This window comes from Bacteroidales bacterium (assembly GCA_014860585.1).
GTDB lineage: Bacteria > Bacteroidota > Bacteroidia > Bacteroidales > 4484-276 > RZYY01.
Genome location: JACZJL010000064.1, coordinates 1 through 19,436, shown reverse-complemented (window position 1 = coordinate 19,436; position 19,436 = coordinate 1). Strand labels below are relative to the sequence as shown.

The following is a 19,436-nucleotide window of genomic DNA, read 5'->3' as shown; positions in this document are numbered from 1 at the left end:
GATAATTGAAACAGATAGAAAATGAAGGTAAAAGATATTGTAGAAAAGTTGGAATTAAAGGTTTTAAGTGGTGAAAATGGACTGGGCAATGAGGTGACCGGAGGTTACACATCCGACCTGCTCAGCGATGTAATGGGGAACTGCAACCAGGGTGACATCTGGATTACACTGCAAACCCACAAAAATGTGATGGCGGTTGCCTCACTCAAGGATATCGCAGCAGTTGTAATTGTAAAAGGCCTTAAACCTGAAGAAGATACACTCCTCAAAAGCAACGAGGAAAATATCCCCATTTTAAGTACTGACCTCGAAACTTTCGAGATCACCGGAAAAATCCACAGCCTGATCAGCAAAGGTTAACTTCCTTTTAAGATGAAGACATTCAGCGCAGACCTGCACATTCACACCGTCCTGTCTCCCTGTGGGGATTTGGAGATGAGCCCTGTGAATATTGTGAACAAAGCAAAGGAACGCGGGCTCAATATCATCGGCATCACCGATCACAACTCGACACGCCACTGCAGGTTGATACAAAAATTAGCGGCTGAAAAGGAAATATTCGTACTTTGTGGTGCAGAGGTTACATCCATCGAAGAAGTCCATTGCCTGTGCTTTATGCCGGATTTTAACCGGCTCGATTCACTGCAATATTATCTCGACCATCACCTGTTGGATATTAAAAACGATGTCAACAAATTCGGCCACCAGGTGCAGGTGGATGAAAACGAAATGATCATTTATCAAGAGGAAAAATTGCTTATTCAGTCCATCAACCAATCCATCAACCAGATTGAAGCCTTTGTTCACCGGCACGATGGGCTTTTCATTCCGGCTCACATCAATCGCCCTGCATTCAGTATTGTCAGTCAACTTGGTTTTATCCCCGAAGATCTGAATTTTGATGCTTTGGAAATATCCCGCCACACAACACGGGATACTATCAGACGGGAATATCCTTATTTATGGAACACTACCATCCTTAAGGATTCCGATGCCCATTTCATTGAAGATATTGGTTTGGCAAGAAATTATTTTCAGATTGAAAAGCCTGATTTTGAAGAGATAAAAATGGCATTAAAAAAGATGGAAGGCAGGTTTGTGCAATGAAAGACCTTTCTCTACATATTCTTGATATTGTTCATAATTCGATCAGGGCACAAGCAAGCCTGATTATAATTTCAATTTCCGAAAATCCGGAAGCTGATGAGTACCTGCTTCAGATCAGGGATAACGGGACAGGAATCCCTCCCGAAGTGTTGCCGAATGTCACTGACCCATTTACTACGTCACGAAAAACCCGTAAAGTGGGCATGGGACTGGCGTTACTAAAGCAGAATGCAGAAATGACCGGGGGTGGTATTGAAATCAAATCCACTTTCGGCAAAGGAACTGATGTGAAATGTTGGTTTAATCTTCAACATATTGACCGCCCGCCGATTGGCGACATTTCTGGTGTATTGCTTCAACTCATAATTGCTTTTCAACATGTTCATTTTGCTTATCACCACCAAACGAACAGCGGGGAATACCTTTTTGATTCTGTTGAAGTTAGTGAAGTTCTCGGTGGATTGCCGGTTTCAGCCCCTGAAGTAAGAAAATACCTCAGGGAAATGATAGATGAAAATCTCAATGAAATCAGGATTGAACGGTAGTTGACTAACACCCGATTCCTTAATGTTCTTCTGTTCCCAACAGATCGTCAACTTGATTCATGAAATCAGGATACATTCAACTGTGCTTTCATTTTAAAACTATTTAAGCCCATTTTGTAATTTTTATATTACATAATTTCATAAATTGTGTATTTATGATTTCAATATTTGAAAAATAGTTCAAATTATTAATCACATTAGAATCAAATCTGTAATTTTGCTTCCTGATTGTAAATTTACATTAACTTTTTAACAGAACATAAAATGAAATTTGATCCGGCAAGTAACATTCAGGATTTACTCCAATTCGGTGAATATGGCGATGTGAATCCATCAGTAACCGACTCTGCAACTTTTACATTTATGCAGGCCAAAACAATGCTTGAAACTTTTAAGGGTGAAGCTGAAGGATGCTTCCTTTACTCACGCCACTGGAATCCAAGCAATAAATACCTGGCTGATGCCATGGCTGCCATGGAAGGTACACAGGCTGCATGGGTTACTGCATCAGGCATGGGAGCGATTACCAGTGCTATGTTGCAAATTTGCAATGCAGGCGATCATATTGTTTCAAGCCGCACAACTTACGGCGGTACTTTTGCTTTTTTGCAAAACTATCTTCCGAAATTCAATATTGATGTCACTTTTGTTGATATCGCCGATCTTGCTGAAGTGGAGGCAGCTATAAAACCTAATACGCGCATGATTTACACAGAAACCATGACCAACCCCCTACTTCAGATTTCGGATATACCAAAGCTTTCATCAATAGCGAAAAAACATGGCGCCAAACTGGTGGTTGACAATACTTTCACACCTATGATCTTCGCTCCTAACAAGTTGGGAGCCGATATTACGGTGTATAGCCTTACAAAATTTGTAAACGGAAAAAACGATTGTGTGGCTGGTGCTATCTGTGCTGACCTTGATTTCATCAACTCATTGATAGATGTGAATAGTGGAACAGCTATGCTTTTGGGACCTGTTCTCGATCCCTTTCGTTCCTCTTCGATTTTAAAAAATATCCATACACTGCACATTCGTATGCAGCAACACAGCAGGAATGCTATGTTTCTGGCTGAGAAACTGTCTGGGACCGGTCTCAAAGTTAACTATCCCGGTTTGAAAAATCATCCCGGCCATGAACTGATGAAAAGCATGATGAACCCTGCTTTCGGGTTTGGTGGAATGCTCTCGTTCGATGCAGGTTCTGCTGAGAAATCCGCCGAATTGATGGAGATGATGGAGAAGGAAGGGGTAGGTTACCTGGCTGTGAGCCTGGGTTATTTTAAGACGTTGTTCAGCAATTCTGGGAAAAGTACGTCATCAGAGGTGCCTGAAGAAAAACAAAAAGAAATGGGGCTTTCTGAGGGTCTGATCCGCTTCTCTGTTGGACTTGATCACGACATTGAACGCACTTTCGATAAAATGGAGATGTGCATCAGGAAAGTAGGGATAATTTGATGTTGTTTCCGGACTGAGGATTTACAAAAATTGGTAAAGGCTGCCTTAAAAATCTGCATTCGTTTTGAAGGGTTGAAATTCAAAATGAATGACTTTTAAGGCAGCTTTTTATTTTTGTGTCGGAAAATCGCTGATTTATTACCCATTCTAAAATTAGAAAATTTTTCCAGATTGATTAATAAACCTGAATTCTCCTGACTTTGCCATAGGTGTAAGAGCCAAAACGGACGATATAAACCCCTTTTTCGGCGTAGGACATGTCGAGCGAGTAAGTGTATTTTCCATCAACATTTTCAATCCGGTTCTCAACAAGCTTATGTCCCAGAACATTGTGTACATTGAACACCAATGCCCCTTTGAGTTGGGGATTGTAAAGAGAAATTTCAAACTGGTTGTTTCCCAGGTAAATTACGGACATTTCAGCATCGGAAACAGGTTTGTCAGTAAATCCGGTGGTTGGGCTGATGTCCACGGTGTAATCCTCGGTTTCTCCAAAGGGCGAGGCCACACAAGAATTGTCAGGTACGGGTTCGTTCCAGCTCATCCTTGTGCGCATCAGGTGCTGACCTAAAGAGGCATCAGCCGGAACATTGAATGGAATGGTCACTGTGTAATTTCCTATTCCCTGACCAGTTTCAACTGAATAATTATTTATAATCATCTCACTTTCTTCAAACAGAAAATTGTCGTTGAAATCAATCCAAACGGTCACATATTGATCGCCAATTCCGGTTTCGATCACAAGATCATACGTTTCACCACGCTGCATGTTGGCAATCATGGTGGTAAAATCGCCATATCCATCAGGCGAACAGTTGGAGATATTTGAAAGATCACTGACTGAGAGTGATTGAAAACCACTGCCGTTAGTGCAATCGGATTGTGGTTGGCACATCGAGTTGGTGATCAGCACAGTTACTGTATCGTTGAGCGGTGAAAAGTCGCCTTCAAGTGATGTAAATGCTTTCAGTTCATGCACATCAACGGCCATGAAATTCCCAAGGGTAATAAACGTAAAGAGGCTATCTTCACCCATGGGCAGTGAGCTTTCAAATTGCTCAGTCACCGTATTCCCATTCAGTACATAAGATATTGTTACGCTATTCTGCTCATTGGTGCCGAAGTTTTCGACTAAAACCGTAATTTCTTCCTCGGCAGTCATTCCACTTCCTGAAACTGGTGCTACAACAGCCTGCACTCCGATGTCGTCAGGAGGAAGAAACAAAACATTTTTGGTTAGCGTATCGTTTTCGGGAACCAAATCACCATCCAATTCAGCCGTTACCGTGATTGTGTAGGTCTGCCCAACCAGGCCGAGGTTAGCCGTAGCCTCAAAGGTAAATTGAACCGATTCTCCACCGGGCAATGGACCTTCGAATATTTCAGTGACGGGTTCGCCGGCGTCCACCTGAAAGGTCATAGGAATGTTTATTTGCTCGTCAGTGCCGTAATTAAACAGTGTTACTGTTACAGGCTCTGCTTCTGACAAAGCTCCGTCAATGGGTGCATCAATGCTGAGGATGCCAACGTCGGTGGCAAGTGGAGATGCAATTTGAAAAACACCTACAACATCCTTACGCTGGTTGGATTTGAAATATTCGGCAATATGCCAGAAGGTCATATCATCAACCGGATCAACAGTAAGATGCACGTAATCAGCCAGGCGGTTTGACGGATTGTTAGACAGGCTTTGAGCAATCAGTGTTTCGTCAATAGTCATCACCCCAGGCGGATCATTGGCCAGCCTGCCGGTATAATAGATGGCGATTTTTTCCTGGCTGCTAACCGTGGTATATCCCATCCCGATATTTCCAAAACCATCCATGGCCATACTTCCTGAAAAAGCATCTTTGTTGCCATAGGGGGAGGTGTAGGTGCCTTCCTGGAAAATTTCCCACGGATTACCATCGCCATATTGCCTGAGCTCATACCATCGGATGCCGGCCAGCTCAGCACTGGTTGGTAAAATATCAACTACGAAATTGAAAACCACCGAATTGTAATCCGGGAAGCGCCTGTATTGAGCCTGGTTCATAATCGTGGCCTGGAGTATGTCCTGGTCAGGGCCTGAAGGTTGTGGCCGGTTGGAAAATGAACCTCCATCGAAAACAGAGATAAACGGGGTAGTTGTGATCAGTTGCGGTGAGGAAATGGTGGAATTGGCTGTGTTTTCCCAATCCACATTGATAGTCCATATTTTTAAGTGGTCAAATGTAACCGAAGACCATGCATCATCCTGCAAATAAACAATGTATCCATTTCCGGCAGGGGGGAGATCACCGTTTGTGACATTGAAAGCCTGCGGGCTGTAAAATCCTGAGGTACCTATCTGTGGCAGGGGCAACGCAACAAATTTTGCTGTGAGACCGTCAAGCATTTTATCTCTTTCAAGCACATAGGATTTATTTGAAGAACTGATATTAGCCGTTACATAATATCCGTCAGACCATATTGAAAACTTAGGATAATCGGGAAAAGAACCTGTTGTGAACCCTGTGGTGTAAACCCACCAGCCGTCAGTTACCGGGTTGGGACCTTTACTGATAGCGACATTGAACCCGTTAGGACTACTGTCGAACTCGGTAATAATAAAACGGTCGGCCTCTTTATCGTAAAGCACGATGGGATCTCCAAGATTGTTACCCGGAAACAAGGTGGAAAGTGATGCTGTCGGGGTTAATGGATTTCCTTCTTTGTCGAATACCCTGAAACCAACATTCCATGCTCCGACAAAGTGATTTGGTCCTATGGCCCCGGTCGGATCAGAAGGAGTTATGTTTGACGTATTTGCATCAAAAACCAGCAAAGGTTCTTTCCCACGATGCCTGCTAACCTCCTTTTGGTCCTGAACACGCTGGTCAACCACTTTTGGCAAGCCTTTACCGGGAACAGTTTTATTCGCGCCGCTTCTTTTGGGTTGTCCAAGACGCGGAGTTGCATTTGGGTCAACTCCTGTAAAAGTTCCACCCGCAATTTGGTCTGCAATGCTTGGTACAGATATAGCGGCTGGTAATATACCATAATCAGTAGCCTTCATTGCTCCGCCATCTTGTGCTTTTGCATTGGTAAAGAGTATTGTAGCAACTGCAAGTAAAAGGAGATCAATAGTTTTCATTCAAGAAATGCGTTTGTGTGTAAATTATTTATTTAAATACTTGAGGAGTTCATTTTTGAGGCTTAATGAAAACCTTTAAAGTCAAATGATTTAAACAGAAAACATTACTTTAAAGTTCATAATGGGCTGAAAAAGAACCGGAAATTTGATCATTTTTCAGTAAAAGTGGTTTTGGCAAGGATTCAGATGGGATGAACAATTGACTCAATACCAGTCGAAAATGAATACCGCTTAATCAACCATCTTTGAAAACCCAAACACCTCTGCCAGGCTCATTTTCACAATCTTCTGAACCCTGGCGAAATCCTGTTTTGCTCCCAGTTCTTTTTGCAGCGAAGTTACTGCTTTGTCAGTAAAACCGCAGGGATTGATCAAATTGAAGAAGTTGAGGTCTGTATTAACATTGAAAGCAAAGCCGTGCATGGTGATGTGGCGGCTGGCTTTTACTCCGATAGCGCAGATTTTTCTGGTTTTGCCCGGAACATTGACATCCAGCCAAACGCCGGTAGCGCCGGGAAGTCGTTCTCCGTTGATCCCAAAATGGGTCAATGCGACGATGATGCTTTCTTCGAGGTTGTCCACGTAGGTCTTCACCCCAAGTCCGAAATTTTCAAGATCGAGAATCGGGTAGCCTACAATTTGTCCCGGACCATGGTAGGTGATGTCGCCGCCGCGATTGGTTTTGAAAAAGGTCACTCCCAGTTCCTGCAACTGCTTGTTGTTGGCCAGCAGGTTGTTTTTCGAGCCGCTTTTACCGAGGGTATAGACATGCTCATGTTCGCAAAATATCAAGGAGTTGCGCGTGGGCAGTCCGGCAGATTTGGCTTTCAGGTTTTGATCAAACAACTTTTCCTGAAAATCCCATGCCTCCTGGTACCCAATCCGGCCCAGGTTGATAAATTCGGTGGAAGTTTTTTCGTTCAAAGTTCTCTTCTTTATTGAAATGTACTTTCTGATTTACTGGCTGAACACACTGCCTACTGCTTTACTGCCTACTGCCTACTGTCTTTGTCACATGCTTCTCCGCCTGGTAGCTCGACCTGACCAACGGCGTACTCTCCACAAACCGGAACCCCTTCGTTAACCCGATTTCTTTCCATTCGGCAAATTTATCCGGATGAATGTACTCAGCCACCGGTAAGTGTGCTTTTGTTGGTTGAAGGTATTGCCCGATGGTCATCACCTGACAGCCGACAGCCAGCAGGTCGTCCATAGTCTGCAATACTTCCTCATCTGTTTCACCAAGCCCCGCCATAATTCCGGATTTTGCTGTAATTCCTGATCCGGCAATTTGCCTGATTACTTCCAAACTGTGGTCGTAACGGGCGGCGCTTCTCACTTGCGGGGTCAATCTTTTCACTGTTTCCAGGTTGTGTGAAATGACTTCCGGCCGCGCATCAATCACCAGTTGGATCAATTCACTTTTTCCCATAAAATCTGGGACCAGCGCTTCGATAGTGGTATCAGGGTTTAGTGCCTTTACTTGTCTGATCGTCTCAGCCCAGTGATCGGCGCCACCATCCGGCAAGTCATCACGGTCAACCGAGGTGATCACGCAGTGCTTCAGCTTCATCAGCCGAACCGACTCCGCAAGGTTTTTCGGCTCATCCTGATCTATTGCTTCCGGTTTTCCGGTCTTGGTAGCGCAAAACTTACACGACCTTGTACAAACATCTCCCAGGATCATAAACGTTGCCGTTCCCCGTCCCCAGCATTCTGCCATATTCGGGCAAAGGCCGCTGGTGCAGATCGTGTGCAGCTTGTGCCGGTTCACGATCTCCTTCACCTGCACATACTCCTTCCCCGAAGGAATCCTTATCTTCAGCCAGTCGGGCTTGCGTTTGAGTTGGTTGTTCATGTTGCAATTATTTAGTGTCCGCAAGAAAACTTCTGATGTTGAAAATCAATGAATGCCCCAACCCTAAAGGGAGCATTGATTTTCAACGATTTACTCCCTTTAGGGTGGGTAATTAAATCGTTGAAAATCAACTTTAGAATGTTTTCTTGCGGATATTATTTCGGGGCAAAATTAGGGAATTTGCCATGACCCGTTTTGATTCCGATTTGCCGATTTTTCCGGATTTTATTCAATATATTTACTGTACTGAATAAAAAAGCTTGTTTTTGTTCAATAGACATAAACAAAATGAACAATCAGCAAATTGAGTAAAGTCACCCGGTGAATTCTTTCGATCATCCACCAGGCTTGCAGTTTAGGTGATAATTCGGTATGATTCACCGGGTGACTGACAAACCGGGTAAGTCACCCGGTGAATTCGTTCAACCATCCACCAAACTTGCAATTTCAGTGGCACGTTGGTTTGATTCACCGGGTGACTTAAGCAGAACTATTTTGATTCATCGGGTGACTGCGAAATTTCTACCTTTGCATCAATCAAAATTTCCTTTTTATGAAAACTTTCTTTCGCACATTTTTGGTAGCCCTATTCGTTGCGGTTATTGCTCTATTCTCTTTTGCCCAGCAGTGGCCAACCACTGGCGGTAATAACATGAAAAACGGCCAGAGCCGGATTACTGGTCCTGTTTCTTATGAACCCGCCTGGACGGTGACCAGCAGCTTTAATTCGGTGTTCGGGAATTCGGTTTTTGTCTGCGGCGACCGGTTTGTGACTTCCAGAACCATGTTTGCGCCGGTTTACAACGGCGTGATTGAATGTCGCAGGGTGAGCGACGGCAGCCTGTTGTGGCAGTTTCAGCCTGAAAGTACAGCGATTATGTATGCAGTAGGGTTTGATGAGCATGCGGTGTATGCACACGATTACAACTCTGGCGCTTTTTACGCCATTGATCCACTTACTGCCAATGTCAAATGGACCTTTCCTTATTTATATTTGTTTGGTGGCAATACCGGAGTTGTTTTTTCGTGCGAAGGCGACCCGATGTACACCAATTACCGGTTTGACAGGGCTAACGGAGAACCGGTATGGCAAAACAATTACATTCTTCCGGTAACACCCAATGCCGGTTTTGCTTTTTCAGGATCAACTTTTTACCACTATACAGGGTCTATTGTTACACCTAAAACCATCATTGCCATTGACGCCAAGACCGGCGAGATAAAATACCAGACTATCGAGCTGCCCGGCGATGGCGACCAGGAGGAGCCCATCACCATGGGGCCGGGAAACAGGATTTATATGAAACGCGATGGCGCCAATTTCTGGGCTTTTAAGGATGATGGAACAGAACTTAAACATGTTTTCAACACCTCAAATGCCTTCAACTGGTATGTGGCCATCGATCACGATTCGACAATAGTGGGTTGTTTCAACAATAAAATCCACCGTATGGATGATGAAACTGGCGAAATTTTAGCTTCCTCACCATTCGATCTTGTCACCACACGACCTTTAATCAGTATTGATGCTTTAGGGAAAATTTATGTAAACATTGCGCAGGCTGGCCCGGGAAAAATTTACTGCATTTCACCTGACTTGCAAACAATTTTGTGGGAAACCCCGGCGCCCTATGGATATTATTGTGATCCCAATTTAACCAAAGACGGCCTTATGATCCTTACCCGCAGTGGCAACCAGATCACCGGCGTTCGTTCTGAAGCTCAGGTCAGCACTTTGCCTCCGGTGGCTGATTTTTACACCTGGACCCGCGATATCAATTTGAACGGCTCAGTGAATTTTTTTGATCATTCATCCTATCTTCCAACATCCTGGGAATGGACGTTTGAAGGGGGTACACCGCAGATATCCACTGAGCAAAATCCCACTGGAATCCAATATACTTTTCCCGGTAGTTACCAGGTGACCCTGAAAGTAACCAATCAGTTTGGAGAAGACATTGCTGCAAAATCCTGTTACATCAATGTTGATGAAACCGTCGCTGTGAAGGAGATTGCCAGGGAAGATGGATTCGTAATTTATCCAAATCCTTTTACTGATCAATTTATATTAACCCTAACTGAAAATTATCAGATGAATTTTCTGGTATCCATCCAGGATGCAATGGGAAAGGTTGTATTTGAAACGAAAGTTTCAACCTGGAACGAAATTCCAGTCAATCTTTCCGGCTACAAACCAGGATTATACTTCGTCAGAGTGGCTGCGGGGGGGAAAGTGTTTACCCAAAAGACCGTCAAAATCGAATAATTTGGCTGGCGTCCACTGCTTCTGTAAATCAATAACAGCATAAGGTTTTGTTAACCTGGCCGGAGGTATTCCAATCTTACTTTATTAAAAACTTTTCATTCGTCTGCGCGCAAATGACTGCTTTCATGTACTTTTGCACGAATTTTTATTTAACTATTTATGGCTCAACTATTATCAGAACAGGAAAAAATCAGAAGACAATCGCTTCAGGAACTTATAGATTTGGGAATTAATCCTTACCCGCCGGAAGAATTTCATGTAAATGTTTCTGCAGGCGAGATTCATGAAAATTTCCCTGAAAAAAAGACATTCGAAAACGTGAGTATTGCCGGCCGCATTATGAGCCGTCGGATAATGGGTGCAGCCTCATTTGTAGAGATCCAGGATGCAACCGATCGCATCCAGTGTTATGTCAAACGTGATGACATTTGCCCCGGAGAGGACAAAACCCTTTATAACAATGTATTTAAAAGACTGCTCGATATTGGCGATATTATCGGTGTGAAAGGTTATGTTTTCACTACACAAATGGGGGAAACCACCATTCATGTGACCGAACTGAAACTGTTGTCAAAGTCGCTCAGGCCGCTGCCCGTGGTAAAGGAGAAAGATGACAGGGTGTACGATGCTTTCACCGATCCTGACCTCCGCTACCGTATGCGATATGTTGACCTAATCGTAAATCCGCAAATCAGGAAAACCTTTGTGAAACGGACAAAGATGGTGAACACCATCCGCGAATACCTCAATGCAAAAGGTTACCTCGAGGTGGAAACGCCGATTTTGCAACCTCTGTACGGAGGCGCGGCTGCCCGTCCGTTCAAAACCCACCACAATGCACTCGACATGACCCTGTACCTGCGAATTGCCAATGAACTCTACCTGAAAAGGCTCATCGTTGGAGGCTTCGACGGCGTGTATGAGTTTTCCAAAGATTTCCGCAACGAGGGTATGAGCCGGTTTCACAATCCTGAATTTACCCAGATCGAGCTTTATGTAGCTTACAAGGATTACGAATGGATGATGAACCTTGTAGAAGAAATGGTTGAGCAGGTAGCCATTCAATTGCACGGCGACACAAAAGTGCAGGTTGGAGATAACCTCATTGATTTCAGGCGCCCCTGGAAACGTTTCACCATGTACGAAGCCATCGAACACTTTACCGGTATTGATATTTCGGCGATGAATGAAAAGGAACTGGTGGAGATAGCTGCAAAACTGGAAGTAAAGATTGATCCTTCGATGGGCAAAGGGAAAATTATTGATGAAATATTTGGCGAAAAATGTGAAGCCAACCTCATTCAACCCACCTTCATCACCGATTATCCCATTGAAATGTCGCCATTGGCCAAGAAACATCGTACGAAAGAGGGGCTGGTTGAGCGGTTTGAAGCCATTGTAAATGGCAAGGAGTTGTGCAATTCATTTTCTGAGTTGAACGATCCAATTGACCAGCGTCAGCGCTTCGAAGATCAGAACGAGCTGGGCAGGCGCGGCGACGAAGAGAGTATGGTGCTCGACGAGGATTTCCTGCGCGCCCTCGAATACGGAATGCCGCCAACCGCCGGACTTGGCATTGGTATTGACCGTCTGGCGATGATCATGACCAACTCCAACTCCATACAGGATGTCTTGTTTTTCCCACACATGCGCCCGGAGAAGAAAAAAGTTGTGCCAATTCCCGCAGATTTTGTCGCAATCGGCATCCCGGAAATATGGGCTGAGCAAATCATTGAGGCCGGGTACCCAACTCCGCAGGCACTCAAAGATGCAAAGCCAACCCAGGTGCACCAAACCCTGAACGGTTTCCGGAAAAAAAATAAACTCGACATTCCGGCATTGAGTTTGCAAGAGGTCGAAGCCTGGTTTAAATGAAGATAAGGCTTCGAAAATCAACCTTTTTTCTTTATTCTCAGGTTAATTTTATAGAGTAAATCAGGCGCCCAAAATGCAGAGGTAAATACTAATTTTTGTTAAATGTTAATTATCAATATGTTAACGGTCGTTGCATTGATTTAAAAGATTTATCTTTGCAGCCATTATTTAAAATAAATCAAATCACTAATAATCAACAAACACTTAAAATGATGAAACTAAGGAGAATTTTTGCATTGCTGACATTTTTAGTTGTTGGCCTGTCCGTATCAGCACAGGACCTCAACTCGACAATTGATGTTTTTAACGAAGGCAACCAGGCCTTGCAAAGTGGAAACATGGAACTTGCACTTGAGAAATATCAAAAAGCCCATGAAATGGCTGCAAAACTTGGTGAAGAAGGCAATGAAATTGCTGCAGCCGCCAAAGGACAGATTCCTACGCTATATTATCAGCTTGGAGTGCAGGATTACAAAGACAAAAACAACGATAAAGCAATTACTGAGTTTCAAAATGCCATCAGAACCGGCGAAGAATTTGGCGACGCCGAAACTGTTCAAAAATCGAAAGATATCATTCCAAAACTCTATTTTGCTAAAGGAAACGACCTGTTTAAAGAGAACAAATTTGACGAAGCACTTACCAATTATAACCTGTCTGCCGAATTGGATCCTAACTATTCACGGGCTTATTGGGGACAAGGGCTAACCTACAACAAGCTGGGCAAAAACGACGAAATGGATGCAGCATTTAAAAAATCCAGGGAGTTGGCTGTTGCCGAAGGTGACCAAACATTGGCAGATCGCATCAATACTACTGCCAAGCGTTTCCTGCAAAGCGAAGGTACCACACAGTTGCAAGCCCAAAAATGGAACGACGCCCTTAAATATTTCAATGCATCAAACGAATATCTTTCCACCGATCCTGATACATTCTACTACATGGCACTGGCTTACAATGGCCTGAAGAATTGGGAAAAAGCCGCCGGAGCCGCTCAATCAGGACTCGATCTCACGACAGCCGAATCGAATGATGTGAAAGCCAAGTTTTACTTCGAGATGGGCAACGCTTACAAAGGCGCCGGCGACAATGCCAAAGCCTGTGAAGCATACGGCAATGCCAAGTTTGGCAAATTTGTCGAAAATGCAACCTACGAATTGACTACCGTGCTGAAGTGTAACTAAAACGAACTTGTGGGAATTTTTTCCCAACAACTGAAAAGCCTTGCAGATTGCGGGGCTTTTTTGTTGATAATCAGAAAGTGGTTCTTACCTGTTTATCAGATGAAATTTATTCCCAATTGAGATGTGTAAACATTCAGTAATTCAAATTGCTTAGATTTGTAAAAAAAATTCCCATGCAGACAGTTAGATTAAGAATCAGTGATAGTATTTTCAAACAACTGATGTGGTTTCTTTCGCGCTTTAATAGTGATGAAATACAAGTGATTAAAGAGAATGATGAGTTTCTTTCTGTAAAGAAATATCTTCATGACGAATTGTGCCTGGTCGAAGAAGGTAAGGCTGAATTTTTGAGTATTGAAGAATTAGAAAATAAGATCGAAACGACCATATGCAAATATGAAGGTTAGGATTACAAAGGCATTCAGCAAAAGGATTGAAGAGCAGGTTGAATTTATTGCAAAGGATAAACCATTGTCGGCCAGAAAATTTAAATCCGACATAATGAAGGCAGTAAGGGATGTTCCAAAGTTTCCATACAGTAACAGGAAATCAATTTTCTTTGACTGAAATGACATACGGGATTTAATTTTCAAAGGTTATGTAATTATTTACAAAATCAATAAAACCGAGATGACTGTGGAAATATTTGGGTTCATAAAATGGACTGACGACCCCAGTTATGAGGATAAAATATGATCAGCATCTTTACAGAAACTCCTATTTGCTTTTTCTATAGTAACTATTGAAAAATTAAGAATATAACAAGTGCCTACTCTGATCAACATATTGGAAGATTATGACCAACAGGGAAGTATCATCCTTCTCGAAGGGAAGCGGGTAGTTTTGCCGGAAGATCAACCCTTGTTAATTACCCTGGGAGAATTATTATGCAGGGAAATGAAACATGCCCGTTTTCGTAGTGGCAATGCACCCGGGTCGGATGAACTGTTTACCCGGGGCGTTGCTAATATTGACCCCAACCGCATCGAAGTGATTGTCCCCTACACCGGTCATCGCCGGCAAAGCAGTGTTGCTTATCACATCCATTCACTTGACGACATCAGCCTTGCTGCCGAACCGGAGGTGACCTATCATACCAGTTCTGACAGCCGGACAACTCGGTTGGTTGATGAGTTTACCAATGGTGTCTCCAATTCTGTAACCATCAAAGCTGCCTATTTACTGCGTGATACTATCAAAGTCATCGGTACACGGTCAGGGATCCCACCGGCTAACTTCGCCATTTTTTATGACGACCTGCGAAACCCGGGAAAGGGTGGTACAGGTCACACAATGAGAGTTTGTAAAAACAACAACATTCCGTTTATCACTCAAGAGGTCTGGAAAAACTGGCTATAGTGGTCATTTTCTCCATGCCTTCTCCAACTCTTCCAGCGATTTGCCTTTGGTTTCGGGGACGAATCGCCACATAAACCAGGCGGCGAGCAACCCCATCACGGCATAAATCCAGTAAGCAAAACCATGGTTGAACTTTTCGATAAGCCATGAGGATTTGTCCAATATGGGGAATGTGGAGGAGATGAGATAGTTGGAAATCCACTGTGCGGCGACAGCCACAGCCATTGCCCGGCCCCGGATCTGGTTGGGGAAGATCTCGGAAAGTAAAACCCAGACCACTGGTCCCCATGAAACGGCAAAGCAGGCCACATAACCGAGCATAAAGATCAATGCGGCCAACCCGAGGCGATTGAAGTAAAAGGCAAAGCCCAGCGAAAACATGAAAATGGCCATTCCCAATGCGCCAATAATTTGCAGGGGTTTGCGCCCGAATTTGTCAACCGTCATGATGGCGACTACCGTGAATGCAAGGTTGATGGTACCCACGATAATCGTCTGTAATAATGCATAATTGGTCCCTGAACCCATGTTTCTAAAAATTTCCGGAGCATAATAAAGCACCACGTTTATCCCCACAAACTGCTGAAAAACCGAAAGCATGATGCCTATGATGATCACCAGGAATCCATAGGAAAACAGTTTTGCCGAATGGCTGACAATAGTTGATTGGATTTCTGAAAGGATTTTTTTTGCATTTTGTACTCCATTGATTTTTTCAAGTACATCCAATGCTTTTTCCGACTGATTTTTTATGACCATGTAGCGGGGAGTTTCGGGAATAAAGAAGAGCAGAAAAAAGAATAAACCGGCTGGAATAAGCTCAGAGGCGAACATCCATCTCCAGCCGGTGAGGTGCAGCCAGCTATCATCGCCCTGCAAAGCAATGAAGTAATTGACAAAATAAACCACCAGCATCCCGAAGATGATGGCAAACTGGTTCCACGAAACGAGCCTTCCCCTGATTGAAGTCGGCGCCACCTCGGCAATGTACATCGGCGAGAGCATCGAAGCCAGTCCAACCCCAATCCCACCAATGATCCTGTAAATCACAAAATGGGTGATGAAGTGATGATCGCCTTCACCAACTGGCCGGAAAAACATTTCGGGCATGGCCGACCCGAGCGCTGAGATCAGAAAAAGCAATGCCGCCAGCATCAGTCCGCGTCGCCTTCCCAGGTGCAGACTTATCAATCCACCCAACATCCCGCCAATTACACAGCCAATCAGCGCACTCGATACTACAAACCCAAGCCGTGTGTTGGCCGCTGTTTCAGTCAATCCTGCCGGTTCGATGAAAAATCGTTCAAGCGATCCCACAGTTCCCGAGATCACTGCCGTGTCGTAACCAAAAAGTAACCCGCCAAGCGTGGCTACCAGCGTTAAACCAAACACATACCGTTTGTTGATTTTTTCCATATAATTTTTTTAGAAAGCTGTCGCATTTATTAAAGCACAACCGGTTCTTTAGTTTTAAAACACTGAAAGGAATGGAAGACACTGTTAGGTTTCTGATTCCCCAGACATATAGTCCATAACATCACTCCATTACTCCCCGACACCGACGAAGGAGGTGGCGGGCAAGCATCACCCCATCACTCCATCATTTAATTACTCGACTAATTCATTTTACCCACCTAAATAAACCACCCGATAAGTTGTTCCAGCATTTCCTGCTTACCGCTTTTTGGTTTTGGCACGCCGCCTTTGAGGGCAATCTCACGCAGTGCCTCGAGGGTTAGCTTACCTTCCTCAAAGAGTTTCCCAAGATTGGTCTCAAAACACTCATATCGAACTTTTCGCATTTTCAGGTAATCGGTTTCGTTCAGGATTTTGTCAGCGATTATAAATGCCCTTGCGAAGGTGTCCATTCCTGAGATATGCGCAATGAAAAGGTCCTCCGGGTCGGTGCTGTTGCGGCGGAGTTTTGCATCGAAGTTGATCCCACCCGTTGTGAAACCTCCGGCCTGCATGATTTCGAGCATTGCTTCAGTTACTTCATAAATGTTGGTGGGAAATTCGTCAGTATCCCAGCCATTTTGGTAATCGCCCTTGTTGGCGTCCACTGACCCAAACATTCCGGCATCGGCAGCCATCCTGATCTCATGTGCGAAAGTATGACCGGCAAGGGTGGCATGATTTACTTCAATATTGAGCATAAAATCCTTATCCAGCCCAAAATGCCCCAGGAATCCAATCACAGTGGAAACATCATAATCGTACTGGTGCTTCGTGGGTTCCATTGGTTTAGGCTCAATAAGGTAAGTGCCGGTAAATCCTTTTTTCCGGCCATGATCCTTTGCCATGGATAAGAACATGGCGAGATGTTCAATCTCCTTTTTTGTGTCGGTATTGTGCAACGAAAGATAACCTTCTCTGCCTCCCCAAAATACATAATTCGATCCACTCAATTCGATGGTAGATTCGATGGCATTTTTTACCTGAACTGCGGCATTGGCCACCACCAGAAAATCGGGATTTGTGGCAGCGCCGTTCATATATCGCGGGTTGCTGAACACGTTTGTCGTTCCCCAGAGCAGTTTTACCCCGGTTTGTTGTTGCAGGATTTTAGCTTCCGGAACCAGTTTTTCCAGGCGTTTCTCAATTTCAAATACGCTGCCGTCACCCACCAGGTCGGTGTCATGAAAGCAATAAAACGGAACTCCGAGTTTGGTCATAAATTCAAAAGATGCATCAAGGCGATGTTTTGCGCGGGTAATGGGATCATTGGATTTGTCCCATGCGAAAATTCTTGTTCCCGGCCCGAATGGGTCATCGCCTGTTCCACAGAACGAATGCCAATATGCCACAGCATAACGCAGGTGTTCTTTCAATGTTTTTCCGCCAACCAGGCGATTTTCGTCATACCAGTGAAAAGCCAGCGGGTTGAGGCTTTCGTTTCCCTCGAAAGGGATTTTTTTAATTCCTTTAAAATATTCCATTGTCTTTATGAATAAAAATCATTGATGCAAAAAAAAGGAGACTACATTTTGTAGTAGAGGATTCCTTTGCTGCATCGGCAAAGTTATCGCAATAAAAAATAATTGGTCTGAAATTTTTGAAATCTTTTTTAGCCTTAATCCATTACTAAATATCTAACGAACTGCAATGTCAGATTGAGTCCTATGAAAGGGGATGCGTTTGGAAATACGGAAAATATTGAAAATCAATGTTTATTGACTTTTTCTCAAAGCATTGGGAAGGTTTGAGTTCAACCCTGGATTTATTTGTTAAACAATTTCTTTTAGAAAAATAGAGCAAAATGATAGTCAGGTTTAATCCATCATATCCTCAGCCCACGATAATCCTGCCATGACGGAAGGAAAACCTATTGTGCTGACAAGAAGGACAATGGCATGACGGATTTCTTCAGGAGTGGCGCCTGCTTCGAGGAGACGGCGTGTGTGACTATGCACAGCACCTTCGTTACGGTTGGTCACAGCAGCTGCCAGCTGGATCAGGTGTGTTGTCTTCTTGTCAAGTGGTCCAGCGCTCCTGGCTGCTTCACCAAGGTTTTCGACTGCCTGGATTAACTGAGGAAAAGTTTCTTTTACATTGAGGTAATGTTTTGGTTTTTTGTTGCTCATAAGTTTGTGATTTTGAATGTTTGACATTGCCGATAGTGCACAAAGATAAAAAATGTTGCAGAATTATTGGAAAAATTTCAAAGTCTGCTCTGGATGTTGAATTGATGGAGCAATGCCTGTTTTTTATCTTTTCTGCTTATAGCCGGGTATGATAAAATCTGCCTATTTGCTGCGATAGGTCAGGTGCGAAATGTCTGCAATTGAGAAGACAATTTTTTCTTCCACAGCTTATACGCCTCATCTAAGACCTGAATTTTATCCGGTTTTATGGTTTTCAAGATACTCAAAGATTGGTAGGCTTCTGCAGCTGACCGGTAAAAACCTGCTCCTAATGCAGCACCGCGGGCAGCACCGAGCGATCCGTCGGTGTTGCAGAGAAGGATTTCGGCGCTGGTCAGGTTAGCCAAGGTTTGACCAAATATTTCGCTTTGAAACATATTTGACTGCCCGGCACGGATCAATTTTGGATCAATACCGGTTTGCTGCATGATCTCTATTCCGTATTTGAAAGCAAAAGCAACCCCTTCCTGAACAGCACGATAAAGGTGCGCATGGTTATGCAGGTTAAAATCAATGTTGAAGAACCCCGCACCGGGATTTGAATTTCCTAACATTCTTTCGGCGCCGTTTCCAAAGGGGACAAACAATAGTCCCTCTGATCCTGGTTTCACTGCAGAAGCCAGTTGATTCATCAGCTCAAATACAGAGGTTTTGGTAATCTTTTTAATCCAGCTGTTGGAAATGCCGGTTCCGTTAATACAAAGCAGGACGCCATACCTTGGATGATCGGCAGTGTGATTTATATGGGCAAAAGTGTTTATCCGTTGATATGGATCATGATTCACCTTGTCAGTCACGCCATAAACAACTCCGGAAGTTCCGGCAGTGGCGGCTATTTCGCCGGGGTTGAGTACATTCAGCGAGAAGGCGTTGTTTGGCTGATCGCCTGCACGGTAGGTGACTGGCGTGCCTGCTGAAAGGCCAAATTTTTCTGCCACCTGTTTTGTTAAAAAACTCTGTTCTCCAAAAGTGGGCACAATTTCAGGTATCAAGAATGGATCTAGCTCACTGACATCGAG

The 19,436-nt window shown here is 43.9% G+C and carries 17 protein-coding genes; 10 read left to right on the top strand and 7 right to left on the bottom strand.

Annotation, left to right across the window (positions count from 1 at the left end; genetic code table 11):
- The first annotated feature begins 21 nt into the window (after positions 1-21).
- From IH598_06995 to IH598_06980, 4 genes are all read left to right on the top strand, one after another.
- Positions 22-360, top strand: coding sequence for a serine kinase (locus IH598_06995; GenBank protein MBE0638247.1), 339 nt, complete (start codon positions 22-24; stop codon positions 358-360).
- Positions 361-372: 12 nt separating this feature from the next.
- Positions 373-1,107 carry a PHP domain-containing protein gene (locus IH598_06990; GenBank protein ID MBE0638246.1) on the top strand — a complete coding sequence of 245 codons (735 nt, stop codon included), beginning with the start codon at positions 373-375 and terminating at the stop codon, positions 1,105-1,107.
- A complete protein-coding gene (locus IH598_06985; GenBank protein ID MBE0638245.1) occupies positions 1,104-1,652 on the top strand; it encodes an ATP-binding protein in 549 nt (182 codons plus the stop codon). The genes IH598_06990 and IH598_06985 overlap by 4 nt, the downstream gene beginning before the upstream one ends.
- Before the next feature lie 264 nt (positions 1,653-1,916).
- A complete protein-coding gene (locus IH598_06980; protein ID MBE0638244.1) occupies positions 1,917-3,116 on the top strand; it encodes an aminotransferase class I/II-fold pyridoxal phosphate-dependent enzyme in 1,200 nt (399 codons plus the stop codon).
- 175 nt (positions 3,117-3,291) lie between these two features.
- On the opposite strand, the gene IH598_06975 is transcribed toward IH598_06980, so the two are convergent.
- The 3 genes from IH598_06975 to lipA form a co-directional block, all read right to left on the bottom strand.
- Positions 3,292-6,231 carry a hypothetical protein gene (locus IH598_06975; protein ID MBE0638243.1) on the bottom strand — a complete coding sequence of 980 codons (2,940 nt, stop codon included), beginning with the start codon at positions 6,229-6,231 and terminating at the stop codon, positions 3,292-3,294.
- Positions 6,232-6,462: 231 nt separating this feature from the next.
- Positions 6,463-7,155 (bottom strand): lipoyl(octanoyl) transferase LipB, encoded by a 693-nt coding sequence (lipB, locus tag IH598_06970; protein MBE0638242.1) that lies wholly within the window; start codon positions 7,153-7,155, stop codon positions 6,463-6,465.
- Positions 7,156-7,216: 61 nt separating this feature from the next.
- Positions 7,217-8,089 carry a lipoyl synthase gene (gene lipA / locus IH598_06965; GenBank protein MBE0638241.1) on the bottom strand — a complete coding sequence of 291 codons (873 nt, stop codon included), beginning with the start codon at positions 8,087-8,089 and terminating at the stop codon, positions 7,217-7,219.
- Between the two features lie 553 nt (positions 8,090-8,642).
- Here lipA and IH598_06960 point away from each other — a divergent pair.
- From IH598_06960 to IH598_06935, 6 genes are all read left to right on the top strand, one after another.
- The gene (locus tag IH598_06960; GenBank protein MBE0638240.1) at positions 8,643-10,355 is read left to right on the top strand and encodes a T9SS type A sorting domain-containing protein; all 1,713 of its coding nucleotides are present in this window, start codon (positions 8,643-8,645) and stop codon (positions 10,353-10,355) included.
- A gap of 159 nt (positions 10,356-10,514) precedes the next feature.
- Complete coding sequence (gene lysS / locus IH598_06955) at positions 10,515-12,230, top strand: lysine--tRNA ligase (GenBank protein MBE0638239.1); 1,716 nt, start codon at positions 10,515-10,517, stop codon at positions 12,228-12,230.
- Positions 12,231-12,442: 212 nt separating this feature from the next.
- A complete protein-coding gene (locus IH598_06950) occupies positions 12,443-13,414 on the top strand; it encodes a tetratricopeptide repeat protein (protein ID MBE0638238.1) in 972 nt (323 codons plus the stop codon).
- A 173-nt stretch (positions 13,415-13,587) separates the two neighbouring features.
- Positions 13,588-13,821 (top strand): tRNA pseudouridine synthase A, encoded by a 234-nt coding sequence (locus tag IH598_06945; protein ID MBE0638237.1) that lies wholly within the window; start codon positions 13,588-13,590, stop codon positions 13,819-13,821.
- A complete protein-coding gene (locus IH598_06940; protein ID MBE0638236.1) occupies positions 13,811-13,981 on the top strand; it encodes a type II toxin-antitoxin system RelE/ParE family toxin in 171 nt (56 codons plus the stop codon). Before IH598_06945 ends, IH598_06940 begins: the two co-directional genes overlap by 11 nt.
- A gap of 198 nt (positions 13,982-14,179) precedes the next feature.
- Positions 14,180-14,773, top strand: a complete 594-nt coding sequence (locus tag IH598_06935) for a hypothetical protein (GenBank protein MBE0638235.1) — start codon at positions 14,180-14,182, stop codon at positions 14,771-14,773.
- A gap of 3 nt (positions 14,774-14,776) precedes the next feature.
- On the opposite strand, the gene xylE is transcribed toward IH598_06935, so the two are convergent.
- The 4 genes from xylE to IH598_06915 form a co-directional block, all read right to left on the bottom strand.
- Positions 14,777-16,189: a D-xylose transporter XylE gene (xylE, locus tag IH598_06930; GenBank protein MBE0638234.1), complete on the bottom strand. Its 1,413-nt coding sequence runs from the start codon at positions 16,187-16,189 to the stop codon at positions 14,777-14,779.
- A 218-nt stretch (positions 16,190-16,407) separates the two neighbouring features.
- On the bottom strand, positions 16,408-17,712 hold the full coding sequence (gene xylA, locus IH598_06925; protein MBE0638233.1) for a xylose isomerase: 1,305 nt from the start codon (positions 17,710-17,712) through the stop codon (positions 16,408-16,410).
- A 333-nt stretch (positions 17,713-18,045) separates the two neighbouring features.
- Positions 18,046-18,357 (bottom strand): carboxymuconolactone decarboxylase family protein, encoded by a 312-nt coding sequence (locus IH598_06920; GenBank protein ID MBE0638232.1) that lies wholly within the window; start codon positions 18,355-18,357, stop codon positions 18,046-18,048.
- Between the two features lie 179 nt (positions 18,358-18,536).
- Positions 18,537-19,436, bottom strand: a 900-nt coding sequence (locus IH598_06915) for a carbohydrate kinase (protein ID MBE0638231.1), incomplete at its 5' end; no start/stop codon positions are given.

Coding starts and splice junctions, on each gene's coding strand:
- xylA (MBE0638233.1), bottom strand. CDS start 17,712: ATGGAATATTTTAAAGGAATTAAAAAAATCCCTTTCGAGGGAAACGAA.
- IH598_06945 (MBE0638237.1), top strand. CDS start 13,588: ATGCAGACAGTTAGATTAAGAATCAGTGATAGTATTTTCAAACAACTG.
- lysS (MBE0638239.1), top strand. CDS start 10,515: ATGGCTCAACTATTATCAGAACAGGAAAAAATCAGAAGACAATCGCTT.
- IH598_06960 (MBE0638240.1), top strand. CDS start 8,643: ATGAAAACTTTCTTTCGCACATTTTTGGTAGCCCTATTCGTTGCGGTT.
- IH598_06990 (MBE0638246.1), top strand. CDS start 373: ATGAAGACATTCAGCGCAGACCTGCACATTCACACCGTCCTGTCTCCC.
- IH598_06995 (MBE0638247.1), top strand. CDS start 22: ATGAAGGTAAAAGATATTGTAGAAAAGTTGGAATTAAAGGTTTTAAGT.
- IH598_06980 (MBE0638244.1), top strand. CDS start 1,917: ATGAAATTTGATCCGGCAAGTAACATTCAGGATTTACTCCAATTCGGT.
- lipA (MBE0638241.1), bottom strand. CDS start 8,089: ATGAACAACCAACTCAAACGCAAGCCCGACTGGCTGAAGATAAGGATT.
- xylE (MBE0638234.1), bottom strand. CDS start 16,189: ATGGAAAAAATCAACAAACGGTATGTGTTTGGTTTAACGCTGGTAGCC.
- IH598_06975 (MBE0638243.1), bottom strand. CDS start 6,231: ATGAAAACTATTGATCTCCTTTTACTTGCAGTTGCTACAATACTCTTT.
- IH598_06920 (MBE0638232.1), bottom strand. CDS start 18,357: ATGAGCAACAAAAAACCAAAACATTACCTCAATGTAAAAGAAACTTTT.
- IH598_06950 (MBE0638238.1), top strand. CDS start 12,443: ATGAAACTAAGGAGAATTTTTGCATTGCTGACATTTTTAGTTGTTGGC.
- IH598_06940 (MBE0638236.1), top strand. CDS start 13,811: ATGAAGGTTAGGATTACAAAGGCATTCAGCAAAAGGATTGAAGAGCAG.
- IH598_06985 (MBE0638245.1), top strand. CDS start 1,104: ATGAAAGACCTTTCTCTACATATTCTTGATATTGTTCATAATTCGATC.